Source organism: Kitasatospora sp. DSM 101779, from assembly GCF_025655475.1.
In the GTDB taxonomy this organism is placed as follows: Bacteria; Actinomycetota; Actinomycetes; order Streptomycetales; family Streptomycetaceae; genus Kitasatospora.
On the sequence record NZ_JAHTIK010000001.1, the window covers coordinates 5,909,910 to 5,925,814 of the forward strand.

Annotated in this window: 16 protein-coding genes and 1 pseudogene; 7 read left to right on the top strand and 10 right to left on the bottom strand. The window is 73.6% G+C overall.

The window, feature by feature from the left end; translation table 11 throughout:
- Positions 1 to 215 precede the first annotated feature (215 nt).
- On the bottom strand, positions 216 to 1,619 hold the full coding sequence (locus KSNIM_RS26905) for an MBL fold metallo-hydrolase (protein ID WP_263105705.1): 1,404 nt from the start codon (positions 1,617 to 1,619) through the stop codon (positions 216 to 218).
- A gap of 137 nt (positions 1,620 to 1,756) precedes the next feature.
- On the opposite strand from KSNIM_RS26905, the pseudogene KSNIM_RS26910 reads away from it, so the two are divergent.
- Positions 1,757 to 2,716 (top strand): annotated as a pseudogene (locus tag KSNIM_RS26910) (DUF1152 domain-containing protein).
- A 225-nt stretch (positions 2,717 to 2,941) separates the two neighbouring features.
- On the top strand, positions 2,942 to 5,221 hold the full coding sequence (locus tag KSNIM_RS26915) for a terpene synthase family protein (protein WP_263105706.1): 2,280 nt from the start codon (positions 2,942 to 2,944) through the stop codon (positions 5,219 to 5,221).
- A 45-nt stretch (positions 5,222 to 5,266) separates the two neighbouring features.
- Here KSNIM_RS26915 and KSNIM_RS26920 read toward each other — a convergent pair whose 3' ends face one another.
- Entirely contained in the window at positions 5,267 to 5,812 is a 546-nt protein-coding gene (locus KSNIM_RS26920) for a DUF1697 domain-containing protein (protein WP_263105707.1), read from the bottom strand.
- A 40-nt stretch (positions 5,813 to 5,852) separates the two neighbouring features.
- Between KSNIM_RS26920 and KSNIM_RS26925 the strand changes: the two genes are divergently transcribed.
- Positions 5,853 to 6,323, top strand: coding sequence for a pyridoxamine 5'-phosphate oxidase family protein (locus KSNIM_RS26925; RefSeq protein WP_263105708.1), 471 nt, complete (start codon positions 5,853 to 5,855; stop codon positions 6,321 to 6,323).
- A gap of 66 nt (positions 6,324 to 6,389) precedes the next feature.
- Here the strand turns inward: KSNIM_RS26925 and KSNIM_RS26930 are convergent, their stop codons facing one another.
- A complete protein-coding gene (locus tag KSNIM_RS26930) occupies positions 6,390 to 6,749 on the bottom strand; it encodes an ArsC/Spx/MgsR family protein (protein ID WP_263105709.1) in 360 nt (119 codons plus the stop codon).
- Positions 6,750 to 6,929: 180 nt separating this feature from the next.
- Between KSNIM_RS26930 and KSNIM_RS26935 the strand changes: the two genes are divergently transcribed.
- Positions 6,930 to 8,147, top strand: coding sequence for a cytochrome P450 (locus KSNIM_RS26935; RefSeq protein WP_263105710.1), 1,218 nt, complete (start codon positions 6,930 to 6,932; stop codon positions 8,145 to 8,147).
- Position 8,148: 1 nt separating this feature from the next.
- On the opposite strand, the gene KSNIM_RS26940 is transcribed toward KSNIM_RS26935, so the two are convergent.
- Complete coding sequence (locus KSNIM_RS26940; protein ID WP_263105711.1) at positions 8,149 to 8,763, bottom strand: exonuclease; 615 nt, start codon at positions 8,761 to 8,763, stop codon at positions 8,149 to 8,151.
- 61 nt (positions 8,764 to 8,824) lie between these two features.
- On the opposite strand from KSNIM_RS26940, the gene KSNIM_RS26945 reads away from it, so the two are divergent.
- Both KSNIM_RS26945 and murQ read left to right on the top strand, forming a co-directional pair.
- Positions 8,825 to 9,079 (top strand): DUF6011 domain-containing protein, encoded by a 255-nt coding sequence (locus KSNIM_RS26945; RefSeq protein ID WP_263105712.1) that lies wholly within the window; start codon positions 8,825 to 8,827, stop codon positions 9,077 to 9,079.
- On the top strand, positions 9,076 to 10,044 hold the full coding sequence (murQ, locus tag KSNIM_RS26950) for an N-acetylmuramic acid 6-phosphate etherase (RefSeq protein WP_263105713.1): 969 nt from the start codon (positions 9,076 to 9,078) through the stop codon (positions 10,042 to 10,044). Before KSNIM_RS26945 ends, murQ begins: the two co-directional genes overlap by 4 nt.
- Positions 10,045 to 10,047: 3 nt before the next feature.
- On the opposite strand, the gene glnA is transcribed toward murQ, so the two are convergent.
- Positions 10,048 to 11,463, bottom strand: a complete 1,416-nt coding sequence (gene glnA, locus KSNIM_RS26955; RefSeq protein WP_263105714.1) for a type I glutamate--ammonia ligase — start codon at positions 11,461 to 11,463, stop codon at positions 10,048 to 10,050.
- Between the two features lie 230 nt (positions 11,464 to 11,693).
- Between glnA and KSNIM_RS26960 the strand changes: the two genes are divergently transcribed.
- On the top strand, positions 11,694 to 12,161 hold the full coding sequence (locus KSNIM_RS26960) for an RDD family protein (protein WP_263105715.1): 468 nt from the start codon (positions 11,694 to 11,696) through the stop codon (positions 12,159 to 12,161).
- Positions 12,162 to 12,254: 93 nt separating this feature from the next.
- Here KSNIM_RS26960 and KSNIM_RS26965 read toward each other — a convergent pair whose 3' ends face one another.
- From KSNIM_RS26965 to KSNIM_RS26985, 5 genes are all read right to left on the bottom strand, one after another.
- The gene (locus KSNIM_RS26965) at positions 12,255 to 12,944 is read right to left on the bottom strand and encodes a DUF4191 domain-containing protein (RefSeq protein ID WP_263105716.1); all 690 of its coding nucleotides are present in this window, start codon (positions 12,942 to 12,944) and stop codon (positions 12,255 to 12,257) included.
- Positions 12,945 to 13,080: 136 nt separating this feature from the next.
- Positions 13,081 to 13,284 (bottom strand): hypothetical protein, encoded by a 204-nt coding sequence (locus KSNIM_RS26970; protein ID WP_263108268.1) that lies wholly within the window; start codon positions 13,282 to 13,284, stop codon positions 13,081 to 13,083.
- A 232-nt stretch (positions 13,285 to 13,516) separates the two neighbouring features.
- Positions 13,517 to 14,470, bottom strand: coding sequence for a lipoyl synthase (gene lipA / locus KSNIM_RS26975; protein WP_263105717.1), 954 nt, complete (start codon positions 14,468 to 14,470; stop codon positions 13,517 to 13,519).
- 121 nt (positions 14,471 to 14,591) lie between these two features.
- The gene (gene lipB, locus KSNIM_RS26980; RefSeq protein WP_263108125.1) at positions 14,592 to 15,362 is read right to left on the bottom strand and encodes a lipoyl(octanoyl) transferase LipB; all 771 of its coding nucleotides are present in this window, start codon (positions 15,360 to 15,362) and stop codon (positions 14,592 to 14,594) included.
- Positions 15,363 to 15,479: 117 nt separating this feature from the next.
- A partial coding sequence (locus tag KSNIM_RS26985) for a PucR family transcriptional regulator (RefSeq protein ID WP_263105718.1) occupies positions 15,480 to 15,905 on the bottom strand: 426 nt, incomplete at its 5' end.

Genomic DNA, 15,905 nt, shown 5'->3' on the forward strand with positions numbered 1-15,905 from the left:
GGCCGGTGTGCCTCGGCGGGCGTCGGCCGGCCGGGGTCGGTGGTGCGGATGGGCGGGGTGGGCATGGCGCCTCCTCGGCCGTCGGTGACGGGGTGACGGGGCGGCCCGGGCCGTGGGCGTGCGGTGCGGCACGCCCGGGGCCCTCGGCCGGAGCGGCGAGCCTACTTGGCGCGCACCTGACAATACGTCCGGCGTCGACGCCGTGCGTCCGCCGGTCAGGCGGTCGCGGTGTCGCCGCTCCGCTGCGGGCCGGTGAGTCCGGCGCGGACGGCGTTGTCGAAGGAGTCGTCGACGGCGACCACCTCGCGCCCGGCGGCGTCCAGCAGCGAGGCGGCGATGGCGGCTCGCATGCCGCGGGCGCAGTGCACCCAGACCGGCCCTGGGGGCACCTCGCCGATCCGGCCGGGCAGCAGGTGCACGGGGATGTGCAGCGACCCGGTGACCGCGCCGCCGGCCCGCTCGGAGGTCCGGCGGACGTCCAGCACGACGGGGCGTCCGCGGTTCGCCGGCGGGGCGGCGAGGGCTGCCGCAAGGTCGGTGAAGGCGGCCCGGCGGAAGGAGCGCGGCTGCTCGCCCTCGGGCGTCCAGTCGGCGGGGCCGCCGGTGGCCGCGGCGGCGGGCCGGTCGATGCCGACCCGGACCAGCTCGCGCTGGGCGGCCGCGACCTCCTCGGGCGTCGCGGCGAGCAGGCTGACCGGCTTGCCCCAGGGGATCAGCCAGGCCAGGTAGGTGGCGAGGCTGCCGGTGCCCTCGATGTTGAACGAGCCGGCCAGGTGGCCCTCGGCGAAGGCGACCCGGCTGCGCAGGTCGACCACCCACTCGCCGGCGGCCAGCCGGGCGGCGAGTTCGGCGGCGTCCGCCTGCCGGGGCGGGGTGAGGTCGACCGGTGCCGGGCCGGCCGCGTTGGCCGGGCCCATGTGGGCGTAGTAGGCGGGGATGTCGTCCAGGCCGGCCAGCAGCTCGGCGACGAAGGTGTCGACGTCCTTCACCAGGGCGTCGTTGCGCGCCCGTTCGGCGCCGATGGTCGTCCCGGTGGAGGCGCCGTCCGCGTGTCCGGCGGCGCAGAAGCTGCCGAAGCCGTGGGTGGGCAGCACCACGGTGGCGTCGGGCAGGCCGTCGGCCAGCCGGTGCGCGGAGGCGTGCTGGGCCCGGGCCAGCCGTTCGGTGAGCCGCGGCTCCACCAGGTCGGGGCGGCCGACGGTGCCGATCAGCAGCGATCCGCCGGTGAAGGCGGCGACCGGGCGGCCGCCCTCCTCCAGCACGTAGGCGGTGTGGTGCGGGGTGTGCCCCGGGGTCGCGACGGCCCGCAGGGCGAGGCCCGCGTCCACCGGGTGCACGTCGCCGTCCTCGACCGGAACGCGGTCGAAGGAGACCCGGGCGCCGGCGGGCACCAGATAGCGGGCGCCGGTGAGGCGGGCGAGTTCCAGGCCGCCGGTGACGTAGTCGTTGTGCACGTGCGTCTCGACCACCAGCGCGATCCGCACGCCGTGCCGGGCGGCCGTGGCGATCAGCCGGTCGACGTCGCGCGGCGGGTCCACGGCCACGGCGGCCCTCCTGCCGCCCGCCAGGTAGGAGCGGTTGCCGAGGCCGGTGAGCTCCATGGTGTCGATGAAGAACATTGCCGTCCCTTCCCGTTCCACGGTACCCCTGGGGGTATCTCCTCTCCAGTCCGGCAGGGGTACCCGGCGGGTTGTCGGGAGCAGGTCGGGGGCAGAACGCGCGCCCCGCCCGGGCACGCGCCGGTACCGTCCGCCGGATGGCCGCTCCCGCACTGTTCGAGCCGCCGCTGCTCACCCGTCTGAGGGCCGCCGACCGGATCCTGGTCGCCGGGGCCGGCGGCGGCTTCGACGTCTACGCCGGACTGCCGATCGCCCTCGCCCCGCGCGCCGCGGGTAAGGAGGTCCACCTGGCCAACCTCTCCTTCAGCCACCTGTACGGCCTGGACTCCGAGGTCCGGCTCGCACCGGACGTCGCCGAGATCCGCCCCGACACCCGCAGCGCGGAGCGGTACTTCCCGGAGCGCACCCCGGCCCGCTGGCTGCGGCTGCACGGCATGCCGGACGCCGTCCGGGCCATCGCCTCCGTCGGCGTGCGGCCGCTGCGCGCGGCCTACCGGGCGCTGACCGGCCACCTCGGCGTCGACGCGGCGCTGCCGGTGGACGGGGGGACATCCTGATGCGCGGCGACGAGGCCGGGCTCGGCACGCCCGGGGAGGACACGGCCAGCCTCGCGCCGTCGCAGGCCTCGCGCCCGTCCCGACCCGGCTGGTGGCCGGCCTCGGCTTCGGCATCGACGCGTACCACGGGGTCGACCACGCGCTGGTGCTGGAGAACCTCGCCGCACTCGACCGTGCGGGCGGCTACCCGGGGGCGTTCTCACTGCCGAGGGAGAGCCGGGAGGGCGCGCTTTACCTGGACGCCGTCGAGCACGCGCGGGCGTCCTGCGAGCACCCCAGCATCGTGCACGGCTCGGTCGCGGCCGCGCTGCGCGGCGAGTTCGGCGACGTCCGGTTCGCCGAGCGGACGAAGGGCGGCGAACTGTTCGTCAACCCGTTGATGACGCTCTGGCCCGGTGTCACGGTGGAGGCGCTCGCCAGGCGGCACCTGTACCCCGACCGGATCGAACGGACGTTCTGACACGGCAGATCAGTTCGGCCGTCGAGGAGTTCCGCGACGGGCTGCCCGCACAGCGCCCACCTCGGGTTTTCCCGCACTGACCGGAGCGGGCCCGGTTCGCCGACCTCCGAAGGGGCGCTCGCCATCCAATGCGCGCTGGGTCGGCAGTGGTTCACGCCCGGCGCGCACCGCGTGTCCGTGCCTCCGTGCCCGCTCCGCCGACGGTGTGTCGCCGCCGCGGCTCGGGCAGACTCCGCCGCGATCATGACCGCCGGCCCGGACGAACCGACCGGACCGCCGGACGGCCCAGGAAAGGCGACCCGGAAGTGCCACAACCCTTCGAGCTCCCGGACTTCTACGTCCCGCACCCGGCGACGCTCAACCCCCACCTCGACCACGCCCGCGCCCACACCAAGCGGTGGGCCCGCGGCATGGGGATGCTGGAAGGCTCGGGCGTCTGGGAGGAGCACGACCTCGACTCCCACGACTACGCACTGCTGTGCGCCTACACCCACCCCGACTGCTCGGCCGAGGAACTCGCCCTCGTCACCGACTGGTACGTCTGGGTCTTCTTCTTCGACGACCACTTCCTGGAGCTGTTCAAGCGCACCCAGGACCGCAAGGGCGGCAAGGCCTACCTCGACCGGCTGCCCGCCTTCATGCCGATGGACCTCTCCGACGGCACGCCCGAGCCGACCAACCCGGTCGAGGCCGGCCTCGCCGACCTCTGGCTGCGCACCGTGCCCGGCATGTCCACCGACTGGCGGGAGCGCTTCCGGGAGTCCACCGAGCACCTGCTCAACGAGTCCATGTGGGAGCTCTCCAACATCAACGCCGGCCGGATCTCCAACCCGGTCGAGTACATCGAGATGCGCCGCAAGGTCGGCGGCGCACCCTGGTCGGCCGGCCTGGTCGAACACGCCGTCGGCGCCGAGGTCCCCGCCGGGATCGCCGCCTCCCGCCCGATGCGGGTGCTGCGCGACGCCTTCTCCGACGGTGTCCATCTGCGCAACGACCTCTTCTCCTACCAGCGCGAGGTCGAGGACGAGGGCGAGCTCTCCAACGGCGTCCTGGTGCTGGAGACCTTCCTCGGCTGCTCCACCCAGGAGGCCGCCGAGCGGGTCAACGACCTGCTCACCTCCCGGCTGCACCAGTTCGAGAACACCGTCTTCACCGAACTCCCGCTGCTCTTCGCCGAGCACGGCCTCGACGCGGGCCGGGCCGCCGAGGTCATGAAGTACGTCAAGGGGCTCCAGGACTGGCAGTCCGGCGGCCACGAGTGGCACATGCGCTCCAGCCGCTACATGAACGGCGGCGGCGCGGCGGCCGAGAGCACCCCCGACCTGCCCGGCCCGACCGGCGTCGGCACCCAGGCCGCCGACCTGCTCAAGTCGCTGCGCGGCCTGGTCGGCCCGGCCCGGGCCCGCAGCTTCGGCCACACCCCGTTCCGCGCGGTCGGCCCCACGCCGGTGCCGGACTTCGAGATGCCCTACCCGACCAGGCTCAACCCGGGCCTGGAAGGTGCCCGGCAGCGCCTGGTCGACTGGGTCCGGCAGGTGCAGCTGATCGACCCCGTCCCCGGTGTCTGGACGGAGGAGAAACTGGTCGACTTCGACTTCGCCCTGTGCGCCGCCGGCATCGCCCCGGACGCCGGCCCCGACCAGCTCGACCTGGCCTCCGGCTGGCTCACCTGGGGCACCTACGCGGACGACCTGTACCCCGCCGTGCACGGCGCCGCCCGCGACCTCGCCGGCGCCAGGCGGCGCAACGAGCGGCTGCTCGCCCTCATGCCACTGGACGGGCCGGCCGCCGCCGTCCCGCTCGACGGCCTGGAGCGCGGCCTCGCCGACCTGTGGACCCGCACCGCCGGGCCGATGGACGACGGCGCCCGCCGCAGCTTCCGCGCCGCGGTCGAGAAGATGCTCGACTCCTGGCTCTGGGAGATGCTCAACCAGGCGCAGAACCGCATCCCCGACCCGGTCGACTACCTGGAGATGCGCCGCCTCACCTTCGGCGCCGACCTCACCATGAGCCTCGCCCGTCTCGGCCACGGCAGCAGCGTCCCCGACGAGATCCACCGGCACGCCTCGATGCTGGCCCTGGAGAACGCCGCTGCGGACTACGCGATGCTCGTCAACGACGTCTTCTCGTACCGGAAGGAGGTCGAGTACGAGGGCGAGGTGCACAACCTGGTCCTGGTCACGCAGAACTTCTTCGACTGCGACCACCCGACCGCGCTCGGCATCGTGCACGACCTCATGAAGTCCCGGCTGAGCCAGTTCCAGCACGTCGCCGACCACGAACTGCCGCAGCTCCACGACGACTTCGAGCTGGACGCGGCCGCCCGCGCGGTGCTCGACGGCTACGTCGCCGAACTGCAGGACTGGATGGCCGCCGTGCTCACCTGGCACCGGGAGTGCCGCCGCTACACGGACGAGGACCTCGCCCGCCACCACCGCCCGGCGCTCCCGCAGCCGCCGACCGGTCCCAGGCCGCCCGCAGCCGTCCCGGCGGCCCCGCCCCCGGTCCGGGTTCCGCTGGGCCCGACCGGCCTCGGCACCACGGGCACCCGCCTGCCCGCCCCGGCCGTTCCCGCCCTGCGCTGAGGCGTGCCCTCGACGGCGTACGGGCCCCGGGCGGCCGCCGGCGGGTCACTTCTTCGCCGCCGCCAGGATCTTGACGGTGGTGTGGAAGAACCGCGAGGTGGCCGTCCCGGCGTACGCCTTGCCGAACAGCGTCGCCGGGTTGCCGCCCAGCCGGCCGTTGCGCAGGTGCAGCACCACGAAGGCGGCGTTCGGCACCGCGCCCACCAGCTCCCAGTCGCCCTTGGGGGAGGAGGCCGGCGGGGCGAGCTCCGCCGGCAGCGGCTCGGACAGGAACAGCACGCACAGCCGCAGCTCCGGCGTCACCTCGATCCCCGCGAACGGGTCGGCCGCGACGATCGCCTCCAGCTCGTCGAGCGTGCACAGCACCGTCGGCACCGGGTAGCCCAGCGACCGCTCCAGGTGCTCCTCGATCCGCGCGGTGAGCGCCGCCCGGTCGGCCCCGTCCGCCTCGAAGAAGACGTTCCCGCTCTGGATGTACGTCCGCACCCGCGCCAGGTCCAGCTCCTCGAAGAGCTCGCGGAGCCGCTGCATGGTGACCGTGCGCCCACCCACGTTGATCGCGCGGAGGAAGGCGATGTACGTCTGCGTCATGGTCCCCAGTCTGGCAGCGGCCGCTGCCAGACTGGGGACCATGACGACCTGGCAGGACTTCGAGTACGAAGCGCCGGATCTCGCCCCGTTGGTGCGGGCCCGGTTCGAGGCGAACAGGCACCACGTGCTGGCCACCCTGCGGCGCGGCGGCGCGCCCCGGGTCAGCGGCACCGAGGTCCGGTTCATCGGCGCCGACCTGACCGTCGGCTCCATGGACGGCGCGGTGAAGGCCCTCGACCTGCGCCGGGACGGCCGCTTCGCCCTGCACAGCAACCCCGGCGACGGGTCGATGGACGACGGCGACGCCAAGGTCTCCGGCACCGCCGTCGAGATCACCGACCCGGCCGAGCTCGCCGCCTACGAGGGCGACCTCGCCGAGGCGCCGCCCGGCCCCTTCCACGCCTTCCGGCTGGAGCCGGAGGAGGTCGTCCTCACCACCGTCGAGGGCGACCGGCTGGTGATCCGGTCCTGGCGGCGGGGCATGGGCGTCCGCCGCTTCGAGCGGACCTGAACCGCCGCTGCGGCGAGCGCCGCTCCGCCGGCCGCGGCTGCGACGACCCGCTACTGCGGCAGTCCGCTACTGCGGCAGCACCGAGCGGACGGCCTCCGGCGTCCGGGCCACCACGGCGTGCCCGTCGTCCGCCGTGATGATCGGGCGCTGGATCAGGATCGGCTGCTCGGCCAGCGCCGCGATCCAGCGGCCCCGGTCCGCCTCCTCGCGCGGCCACTGCCGCATGCCCAGCCCCTTGGCCGCGGCCTCGTCGAGCCGGGTGATGTCCCACGGCTCCAGGTTCAGCCGGGACAGCACGTCCGCCAGCTCCGCCGGGGTCGGCGGCTCCTCCAGGTAGCGCCGCACGGTGTACTCGACGCCCGCCGCGTCCAGGTCCTCGACGGCGCTGCGGCACTTGCTGCAGCGCGGGTTGATCCAGATCTCCATCCCGCCAGCCTAGCGAGGGCGGTCCGCCGCCCCGGGACACGGCACCCGCGCCGACCCCGCCGCTCCGGCCGCCGCGAACCCGGGCCCGCTCACTCCCGCGGGTGATCCCGCACCCGCCCGGGAACTCCCGCCCCGCACCGGAAGGTTGTACCCGCAGGACGCCGAGGGAGAGGTCGGGGGATGGACGGCGAAGCGATCATCGAGCAGTTGGTGGGCCCGGCCGGGCGGGCGGATCCGTACCCGCTGTACGAGCTGGCGCACGGCCTCGGCCCGGTAGCGCACTGCGGCCCCGGGATGCTGATGGCCGTCGGCCACCGTGCCTGCGACCAGGTGCTGCGCAACCCCGCCTTCGGCATGCCCGACCCGGTGCAGCGCGAGGCGTTCGAGCCGGGATTCGCCGACCACCCGGCGAAGGTCCTGCTGAGCCGCTCGATCCTGGAGCGCAACCCGCCGGACCACGGCCGGATGCGCTCGCTGATCGCGTCCGTCTTCACCGCCCGCCGGGTCGCCGCCCTGGAGCCCGCCGTCACCGCCGCCGTCCACCGGCTGCTCGACGCGATGGCCGCGCAGGGCGCCGACGGCAGCCCGGTCGACTTCATGGACGGCTTCGCCTTCCGGCTGCCGGTCGGCGTCGTCTGCGAGCTGCTCGGCGTGCCGGAGGAGGACCGCCACCGCTTCCGCGGCCTCGCCTCCGACCTCACCGCCGCACTGGAGCTGATGACCGACGACAGCGAGCTCGCCGCCGCCGACGAGGCCGCCGAGGAGCTGTCCGACTACTTCACCCGGCTGGCCGCCGCCCGCCGCACCCACCCGCAGGACGACCTGGTCAGCGCCCTCGTACAGGTCGCCGCGGCCGAGCCGGCACGGCTCTCCGGCCACGAGCTGCTCGCCAACCTGGTGCTGCTGCTGGTCGCCGGCTTCGAGACGACGACCAACCTGCTGGGCAACGCCGTCGCCCTGCTCTTCGACCGTCCGGAGGCCGCCGCCGGGCTGCGGGCCGGCACCGTCACCCCGGCCGGCCTCACCGAGGAGGTGCTGCGCTTCGACTCGCCCGTCCAGCTGACCTCCCGGATCGCCCTCGCCGACGGCCTGGACGTCGGCGGCGTCCCCGCGCCGGCCGGCACCGGCGTCTTCCTGCTGCTCGGCGCGGCCAACCGGGATCCGGCCCGCTACGAGCGGCCCGACCGCTTCGACCCCACCCGCCGCGACAGCCACCCGCTGAGTTTCGGCGGCGGGCCGCACTTCTGCCTCGGGGCTCAACTCGCCCGACTGGAGGGCCAGATCGCGCTACCCGCGCTGTTCGCCCGGTTCCCCGCGCTCGCCCCGGCCGGGCCCGCCGAGCGGCGGGACCGCCTCGTCCTGCGCGGCTACCGCAGCCTGCCCGTCCGCACGGCCTGACTCAGCCCTGCGGCCCCGCCCACTCCATCAGGTTGGCGAACAGCTCCGCCTGCTCGCGGGCGTCGTCCAAGGCGTGGTGGGTGTGCGGCAGGTCCGGCAGCAGCGAGGCCGGCATCGACCGCTTGCCGATCCCGGCGAACGGCACCCCGGCCCGGGCCGCGTACAGCGTCTTCATGTCCAGGCACCCGGAGTGCCCGAACGGGCTGCGCCCGGCGAACTCCATCAGGTACCAGTACAGGAACAGCCAGTCGTACGGCGCCGGGTAGCCGACCATGACCGGCCGGTACCGCTGCCCGTCGGGGCCGGTGCACACCTGCTCCACCCAGGAGCAGAACGATGCCATCGCCGCCTCGGGCGGGGTGCCCCCGCGCTGCAGCGCCGCCCGGTCCAGCCCGGAGACGGCCAGCGCCCGCGGGTCGAAGCGCTCGGAGACCGGCCGCAGCTCGCGGTAGAAGCCGGCGGCCTGCCGCCCGGCCCGCCGGAAGCCGTCCGCGTCGTGGTGCCCGGCGACGGCGGCGCCGAAGGAGAGCATCGAGTACGGGCCGGGGATCGGGCCGTCGGCCTCGACGTCCACGGAGACGTACACGGTCGGGGTGGTGCGGCGTGTGGCGGACATGCGGGGGATTCTTCCGGGCCCGGCGGTGCCGCGGCGACCGGATTACCGCGAGAATCGGCGCATGTCCCAGCCCGCCCTGATCCCGCCCGTCCCGCCGCGGCTGCCGGAGCGCGTCCGGTGCCGGCGCTGCGGCCGCCTGCTGCACGACCCGCTCTCCCGGATGCTGCGGCTCGGCCGCGAGTGCCGTGGACCGCAGGATCCGGTCCGGGTCGTCGCGGGCGAGCAGGAGACCCTGCCAGGGCTGGCCCGACCCACGACCACCGGACCCGCCCCCACTCCCGCGCCCACCACGACCACGGAAGGCGGTGCGCCGTGACGGAGGACCTCCGTGCCCGGCTGGACACCCTGGCGACCGAGGCGTACCGCCCCGAACTGGCGGGCCTGGACCTGCTGCCCACGCTGGAGATCGCCGCGCTGATGAACGGCGAGGACCGCACGGTGCCCGAGGCGGTCGGCCGCCGGCTGCCGGAGATCGCCGCGGCGGTGGACGCGATCGCGGAACGGCTCGCCCGCGGTGGGCGGCTGGTCTATGCCGGGGCCGGTACCGCCGGGCGGGTCGGGGTGCTGGACGCCGCCGAGTGCCCGCCCACCTTCGGCACCGATCCTGCGCTGGTGGTCGGCCTGATCGCCGGCGGCCCGGAGGCGGTGCTGAACGCCGTGGAGGGCGCCGAGGACAGCCGCGAGCTGGCCGTCGCGGACCTCGACGGGATCGGTCTGACCGCGGACGACGCGGTGATCGGAGTCTCCGCCTCCGGGCGGACGCCGTACGCGGTGGCGGCCGTCGAGCACGCCCGGGCGCGCGGCGCCCTGACCGTCGGCCTGGCCTGCACCGCCGGCTCCGAGCTGGGCGAGGCGGCCGAGCACCCGATCGAGGTGGTGGTCGGCCCGGAGGTGCTCACCGGCTCGACCCGGTTGAAGGCCGGGACCGCGCAGAAGCTGGTGCTCAACATGGTCTCGACGATCACCATGGTGCGGCTCGGCCGCACCTACGGGAACCTGATGGTCGACCTGCGGGCCACCAACGAGAAGCTCCGGGCCCGCTGCCGCCGGATCGTCGCGCTCGCCACCGGCGCCGCCCCCGAGGCGGCCGACCGGGCCCTGGACGCCGCCGGCGGCGAGGTGAAGCCCGCGATCCTCACCCTGCTCACCGGTCTCGCCCCCGCCGACGCCGCCCGCCTGCTCACCGCCCACGGCGGCCGCCTGCGCGAGACCCTGGACGCCGCCGGGCACACCACGGCCCCCGCCCCGGGACGGAGGACGGGGGCCGGCGGCACGCCGTAGGGCCTACAGGTCGAAGTACAGCTCGAACTCGTGCGGGTGCGGCCGCAGGGCGATCGGTGCGATCTCGTTGGTGCGCTTGAAGTCGATCCAGGTCTCGATCAGGTCGGGGGTGAACACCCCGCCCGCGAGCAGGTACTCGTGGTCGGCCTCCAGCGCGTCGAGGACGGCGCCCAGCGAGGCCGGCACCTGCGGCACGGCGGAGTGCTCGTCGGGGGCCAGCTCGTAGAGGTCCTTGTCGACCGGCTCCAGCGGCTCGATCTTGTTCTTGATGCCGTCCAGGCCGGCCATCAGCATGGCGGCGAAGGCCAGGTACGGGTTGGAGGCCGGGTCGGGTGCGCGGAACTCGATGCGCTTGGCCTTGGCGTTCGAGCCGGTGATCGGGATGCGGATCGCCGCGGAGCGGTTGCGCTGCGAGTACACCAGGTTGACCGGCGCCTCGAAGCCCGGCACCAGGCGGTGGTAGGAGTTCACCGAGGGGTTGGTGAAGGCCAGCAGCGACGGCGCGTGCCGCAGGAGACCTCCGATGTAGTACCGGGCGGTGTCGGAGAGGCCGGCGTAGCCCTGCTCGTCGTAGAAGAGCGGGGAGCCCTCCGTCCACAGCGACTGGTGGACGTGCATGCCGGAGCCGTTGTCGCCGAAGATCGGCTTGGGCATGAAGGTGGCGGTCTTGCCGTTCCGCCACGCCACGTTCTTGATGATGTACTTGAACAGCATCAGGTCGTCGGCGGCGTGCAGCAGGGTGTTGAACTTGTAGTTGATCTCCGCCTGGCCGGCGGTGCCGACCTCGTGGTGCTGCCGCTCGACCTGCAGGCCGGCGGCGGCGAGCTCCAGCGACATCTCGGCGCGCAGGTCGGCGAAGTGGTCCACCGGCGGTACGGGGAAGTAGCCGCCCTTGTACTTCACCTTGTAGCCGCGGTTGCCGCCCTCCTCGATCCGGCCGGTGTTCCAGGCGCCGGCGATCGAGTCGATGTGGTAGTACGAGGCGTTCGCGCTGGTCTCGTAGCGGACCTCGTCGAACACGTAGAACTCGGCCTCCGGGCCGAAGTACGCGGTGTCGGCGATACCGGAGGAGGCGAGGTAGGCCTCCGCCTTCTTGGCGACGTTGCGCGGGTCGCGGCTGTAGGCCTCGCCCGTGATCGGGTCCTGGATGAAGAAGTTGATGTTGAGGTGCTTCTCGGAGCGGAACGGGTCCAGCCGGGCCGTCGCCAGGTCGGGCACGAGTGCCATGTCGGACTCGTGGATGGCCTGGAAGCCCCGGATCGAGGAACCGTCGAACATGAGGATCTCGGACGGGTCGAAGGTCGAGGCAGGCACTGAGAAGTGCTGCATGACGCCCGGCAGGTCGCAGAACCGGACATCGACGAACTTGATGTCGTTGTCCGTGATGTACTGCCTGACCTCGTCGGCGTTGGTGAACATCCATCCTCCTCAGCTGCGTCCGGCCCACCGTAGGAGCCGGCCGTTTCCGGTTGGTGATTTCCCCGTCCTCTGCATGTTAACCAGCGGCGCCCCGAGTGTGGGCAAAGTCATACGGGCCAGCGCAAAACGCCCAAACCGGCCATTCGTTGTCCGGGCTGCCCCGGCAGGTGCCGCGCACGGCGGGGGAGGCCGCCGAAGATCGCACGTGAAGCCCGGATACTGTGGATTTCGTGGACACCAGAGATGCGTTGGGATCGTGGCTGGACGGGCCGAAGGCCGCCGCCGAGAAGATGGGCGCCGACTTCGGCCACCGCGGCGAGCGCCTCGGTCTGCCGAAGGAGGGCCCCGGCTCCGTCGCCGGCCCCGGGCGGCGCCTCGGCGCCCTGTTCGTCGACGGCTGGCTCTGCAGCCTCGTCGCCTACGGCCTGCTCTCCCGCGGAGACCAGGCCGGCGCCAACCTGTGGACCACCCCGCTCTTCTACGTGGTCACCGTGGTCCTGCTCGCCACCAGCGGCACCACCATCGGCAAGCGGCTCTTCGGCCTGCGCGTCGTCCGGCTGGACGGCGCCCGCGCCTCCATCCCGCAGGTGCTGCTGCGCACCCTGCTGCTCTGCCTGATCGTCCCCGCCGCGATCTGGGACCGCGACACCCGCGGCCTCCACGACAAGGCCGTCGGCACCGTCGAGGTCCGCATCTGACACCCGGCGCCAGGGCCCGCCGAGGCCCGGAACGTCGAACGGCCCCGCCGCGAGGATTCGCGGCGGGGCCGTGGTGTCGGTGGGGGTGGGGCGTCAGCGGACCTGGCCGCCCTTGGGCATCCGGGCGCCCTTGGGCATCGGGCCCTTGGGGATCGGCGCGCGGGAGAGCAGGTCGCCCAGCGCGCGCAGCCGGTCGTTGGTCTCGGTGACCTGGGCCGGGGTGATCGCGCGCGGCAGCCGCATCAGGTGGACCTGCAGCTTCTTCAGCGGGATCTCGCCCTCGCCGTTGCCGACCATGATGTCGTGCACCGGGACGTCGCCGACGACCTTGGCCATCTTCTTCTTCTCGGCGGCGAGCAGCGGACGCACCCGGTTCGGGTTGCCCTCACCGATCAGCGCGATGCCGGGGCGGCCGACCGCCCGGTAGACCGCGTCCTGGCTGCGGGTGACCGCGACCGGTGTCGGGTTCGCGTTCCAGCCGCGCCGGATGTTGTTCAGCACCGCAGCGACCGCGCCCGGCTGGCCCTCCATCTGCCCGAAGGCGGCTCGCTCGGCCCGGCGTCCGAAGACCACCGCCACCGCCAGGAAGCCCACGACGAAGCCGAGGATGCCCAGGTAGACGGGGTGCCCGATCGCGAAGCCGATGGCGAGGAACACGCCGAAGGTGATGAGGCCGACTGCGGCGATGATCAGGCCGATCTTGGTGTCGACCTTCTTGGTCATGGTGTACGCCGTGCGGATCTGCTGCAGCCGCCCGGGGTTTTCGGATGTTTCCCTCGCCATAGGGCTCATGGTACGTGCCGGGGGGGCGGGTTATCCAAGGGCGGTGCCCCCGCCCGGCCGCTGCCCGCCCGTACGGACCCGCGGGAGCCCCGCGCGGCACCGGGAAGGGCACCGGACACAGGGCCCGCGACGTGTCTCAGGAACGGCGGCGCAGCGGCGACGCCGCGCCCGCGTCCAGCTCCCGCTCGGCGGCGTGCCGGCGGTTCTCGCAGACGGCCGCCCAGGCGTTGCGGCGGGCCTGCCGCTGGCCGCCGGCCAGCAGCACGCTCTCGGCATAGCGCAGGGCGCCGCCCACCGACGGCATCCGCGCCGGCAGCAGGCCGCGCTGCGCTCCGCTCACTGCCCCCATGCTCAACAGCTCCCCTCAGGACCGGCGGACGGCTGACGATTTCCAGGGTCGCCCGCAGGTGTTACCGATCGGTGACCTGCCGGTCAAAGTCGCATGAAAGCCGCACGACCGCAAGACGGCCGCGCCGCAGGTACGCCGGAGGGCGGCAGGGCTCCCGCCCGCCGCCCTCCGAAGCTTCCGGCACGACCCTCGTGCGGCCCCGTGCGAGACCCTCGGGCCGGTCTCAGACCGCCGTGCGCTCGCGGTGCTCCAGCGCCTGCCGGTACAGCCGGCCCGCCCGGTAGGAGGACCGCACCAGCGGACCCGACATGACACCGGCGAAGCCGAGCTCCTCGGCCTCCTGCTGCAGCTCCACGAACTCGTGGGGCTTCACCCAGCGCTCCACCGGGTGGTGGCGCAGCGAGGGCCGCAGGTACTGGGTGATGGTGATCAGCTCGCAGCCCGCCCCGACCAGGTCGGCCAGCGCCTGGCTGACCTCCTCGCGGGTCTCGCCCATGCCGAGGATCAGGTTGGACTTGGTGACCAGGCCGGCCGCGCGGGCCTGCGTGATGACGTCCAGCGAGCGCTCGTAGCGGAAGGCCGGGCGGATCCGCTTGAAGATCCGCGGCACCGTCTCCACGTTGTGCGCCAGCACCTCGGGGCGGGAGGAGAAGACCTCGGCGAGCTGCTCCGGGACGGCGTTGAAGTCCGGGATCAGCAGCTCCACGCCGGTGCGGCCGGCCTCGCGGCCGGCGGTCATCGCGTGCACCTGGCGGACGGTCTCGGCGTACAGCCAGGCGCCGCCGTCCTCCAGGTCGTCACGGGCGACACCGGTGATGGTGGCGTAGTTCAGGTCCATCGTGACGATGGACTCGGCGACCCGGCGCGGCTCGTCCCGGTCGAAATCGGCGGGCTTGCCGGTGTCGATCTGGCAGAAGTCGCAGCGGCGGGTGCACTGGTCGCCGCCGATGAGGAAGGTGGCCTCGCGGTCCTCCCAGCACTCGAAGATGTTGGGGCAGCCCGCCTCCTGGCAGACCGTGTGCAGCCCCTCCTTCTTCACCAGCGACTGGAGGGCGTTGTACTCCGGGCCCATCTTCGCCCGGGTCTTGATCCACTCGGGCTTCCGCTCGATGGGGGTCTCGCTGTTGCGGACCTCCAGGCGGAGAAGCTTCCTGCCGTCGGGCGCGACAGCGGACACGTGCAACTCCTAGAACTAGACGGGGTACCCCCAGGGTACGCCTGTGCTTTCATCGCCTGTACCGGGCCTGTTGCCCCTCAATCGCAGGGCAACATGGCTACTGACTGGTAGATTCCCGCCCTCAGCGGGCGGCCGCGGGCTCCGGCAGCTCCGCGAAGACCTCCGCCAGGTGCTTCTGCACCACCGGCAGCGCGTCCGCCACGCCGAATGGCCGGGACAGCTCCCCGGACAGCGACCCCACCCCGGCGTCCCGGATCCCGCACGGCACGATCCGGTCGAACCACGTCATGTCCGGGTCGCAGTTCAGCGCGAACCCGTGCATCGTCACCCCGCGCGCCACCCGGACGCCGATCGCCGCCAGCTTCCGGTCGTCGCCCCGCTGGCCCGCGTTCGACGGCGCGTACTCCGGACCGGCCAGCCGCGGGTCGATCCCCAGCGGCAGTCCCATCCGCAGCGTCAGCTTGCCGATCTCCACCACCTGTGACGGGTCCACCACCGCGTCCGGGATGTCCTCGCCGAGCACCCACACCCCGCTGCGGCCCTCGACCCGCGAGGTCGCCACCCCGACCTCGGCGCAGGCGCGGATCAGCGCCTCCTCCAGACGGCGCACGTACGCCACCACGTCGACCGGGTCCGGCAGCTTGACGATCGGGTAGCCCACCAGCTGGCCCGGCCCGTGCCAGGTGATCTCGCCGCCCCGGTTCACCTGCACCACAGGGGTGCCGTCCAGCGGGTAGTCCTCCGGGTTGGTGCGCTTGCCCGCGGTGAACACCGGCGGGTGCTCCAGCAGCAGCACGGTGTCCGGGATCTCGTCCGCGACGCGCAGCGCGTGCAGCCGCTGCTGTTCCTCCCAGGCCTCCGGGTACGGGACGGCGCCCTCGCCGATCCCCATCGTCACGAACCGTACGTCCTCGCTCACCGCTGCTCCTTGCCAGGCGTTCGAGACCAACCCGGTCACTGTACGCCTGCCCCCGAAGGAGCCGGTCGGCCCCCGAAGCCGCTGCCCCCGTCAGTCCCCGGCCAGCAGCTGGAGGCGCAGCGCGAGCTGCAGTTCCAGGGCCCGTTCCGGGGAGTTCCAGTCGCGGCCGAGCAGCACCTCGATCCGGTCCAGCCGCTGCACGACGGTGTTCACGTGGACGTGCAGTTCGTCCTTGGCCCGGGTGAGGCTGCCGCCGCAGTCGAAGTAGGCCCGCAGGGTGCGGACCAGCTCCGTCCCGCGCCGGGCGTCGTACGCGACCAGCGGTCCGAGTGCGGCCCCGACGAAGCCCGCGACGTCGTGCCCGTCGCCGAGCAGGACACCGAGGAAGCCGAGCCCCGCGGCGGAGGCCCCGCAGCCCTCGCGTCCGAGCACCCGCAGGGCCCGCACGCACCGCACCCCCTCCCCGTGCGCGGCCGCGAGCGCGGCCGGCCCCGCGGCGGGCCCGCCCGCGCCGAC

What these genes read in the sequence shown, in the direction of transcription:
- KSNIM_RS26905 (WP_263105705.1), bottom strand. Translation starts at nt 1,619, where the DNA reads ATGTTCTTCATCGACACCATGGAGCTCACCGGCCTCGGCAACCGCTCC.
- KSNIM_RS26920 (WP_263105707.1), bottom strand. Translation starts at nt 5,812, where the DNA reads ATGACGCAGACGTACATCGCCTTCCTCCGCGCGATCAACGTGGGTGGG.
- KSNIM_RS26925 (WP_263105708.1), top strand. Translation starts at nt 5,853, where the DNA reads ATGACGACCTGGCAGGACTTCGAGTACGAAGCGCCGGATCTCGCCCCG.
- KSNIM_RS26930 (WP_263105709.1), bottom strand. Translation starts at nt 6,749, where the DNA reads ATGGAGATCTGGATCAACCCGCGCTGCAGCAAGTGCCGCAGCGCCGTC.
- KSNIM_RS26935 (WP_263105710.1), top strand. Translation starts at nt 6,930, where the DNA reads ATGGACGGCGAAGCGATCATCGAGCAGTTGGTGGGCCCGGCCGGGCGG.
- KSNIM_RS26940 (WP_263105711.1), bottom strand. Translation starts at nt 8,763, where the DNA reads ATGTCCGCCACACGCCGCACCACCCCGACCGTGTACGTCTCCGTGGAC.
- KSNIM_RS26945 (WP_263105712.1), top strand. Translation starts at nt 8,825, where the DNA reads ATGTCCCAGCCCGCCCTGATCCCGCCCGTCCCGCCGCGGCTGCCGGAG.
- glnA (WP_263105714.1), bottom strand. Translation starts at nt 11,463, where the DNA reads ATGTTCACCAACGCCGACGAGGTCAGGCAGTACATCACGGACAACGAC.
- KSNIM_RS26965 (WP_263105716.1), bottom strand. Translation starts at nt 12,944, where the DNA reads ATGGCGAGGGAAACATCCGAAAACCCCGGGCGGCTGCAGCAGATCCGC.
- lipB (WP_263108125.1), bottom strand. Translation starts at nt 15,362, where the DNA reads ATGGGGATCGGCGAGGGCGCCGTCCCGTACCCGGAGGCCTGGGAGGAA.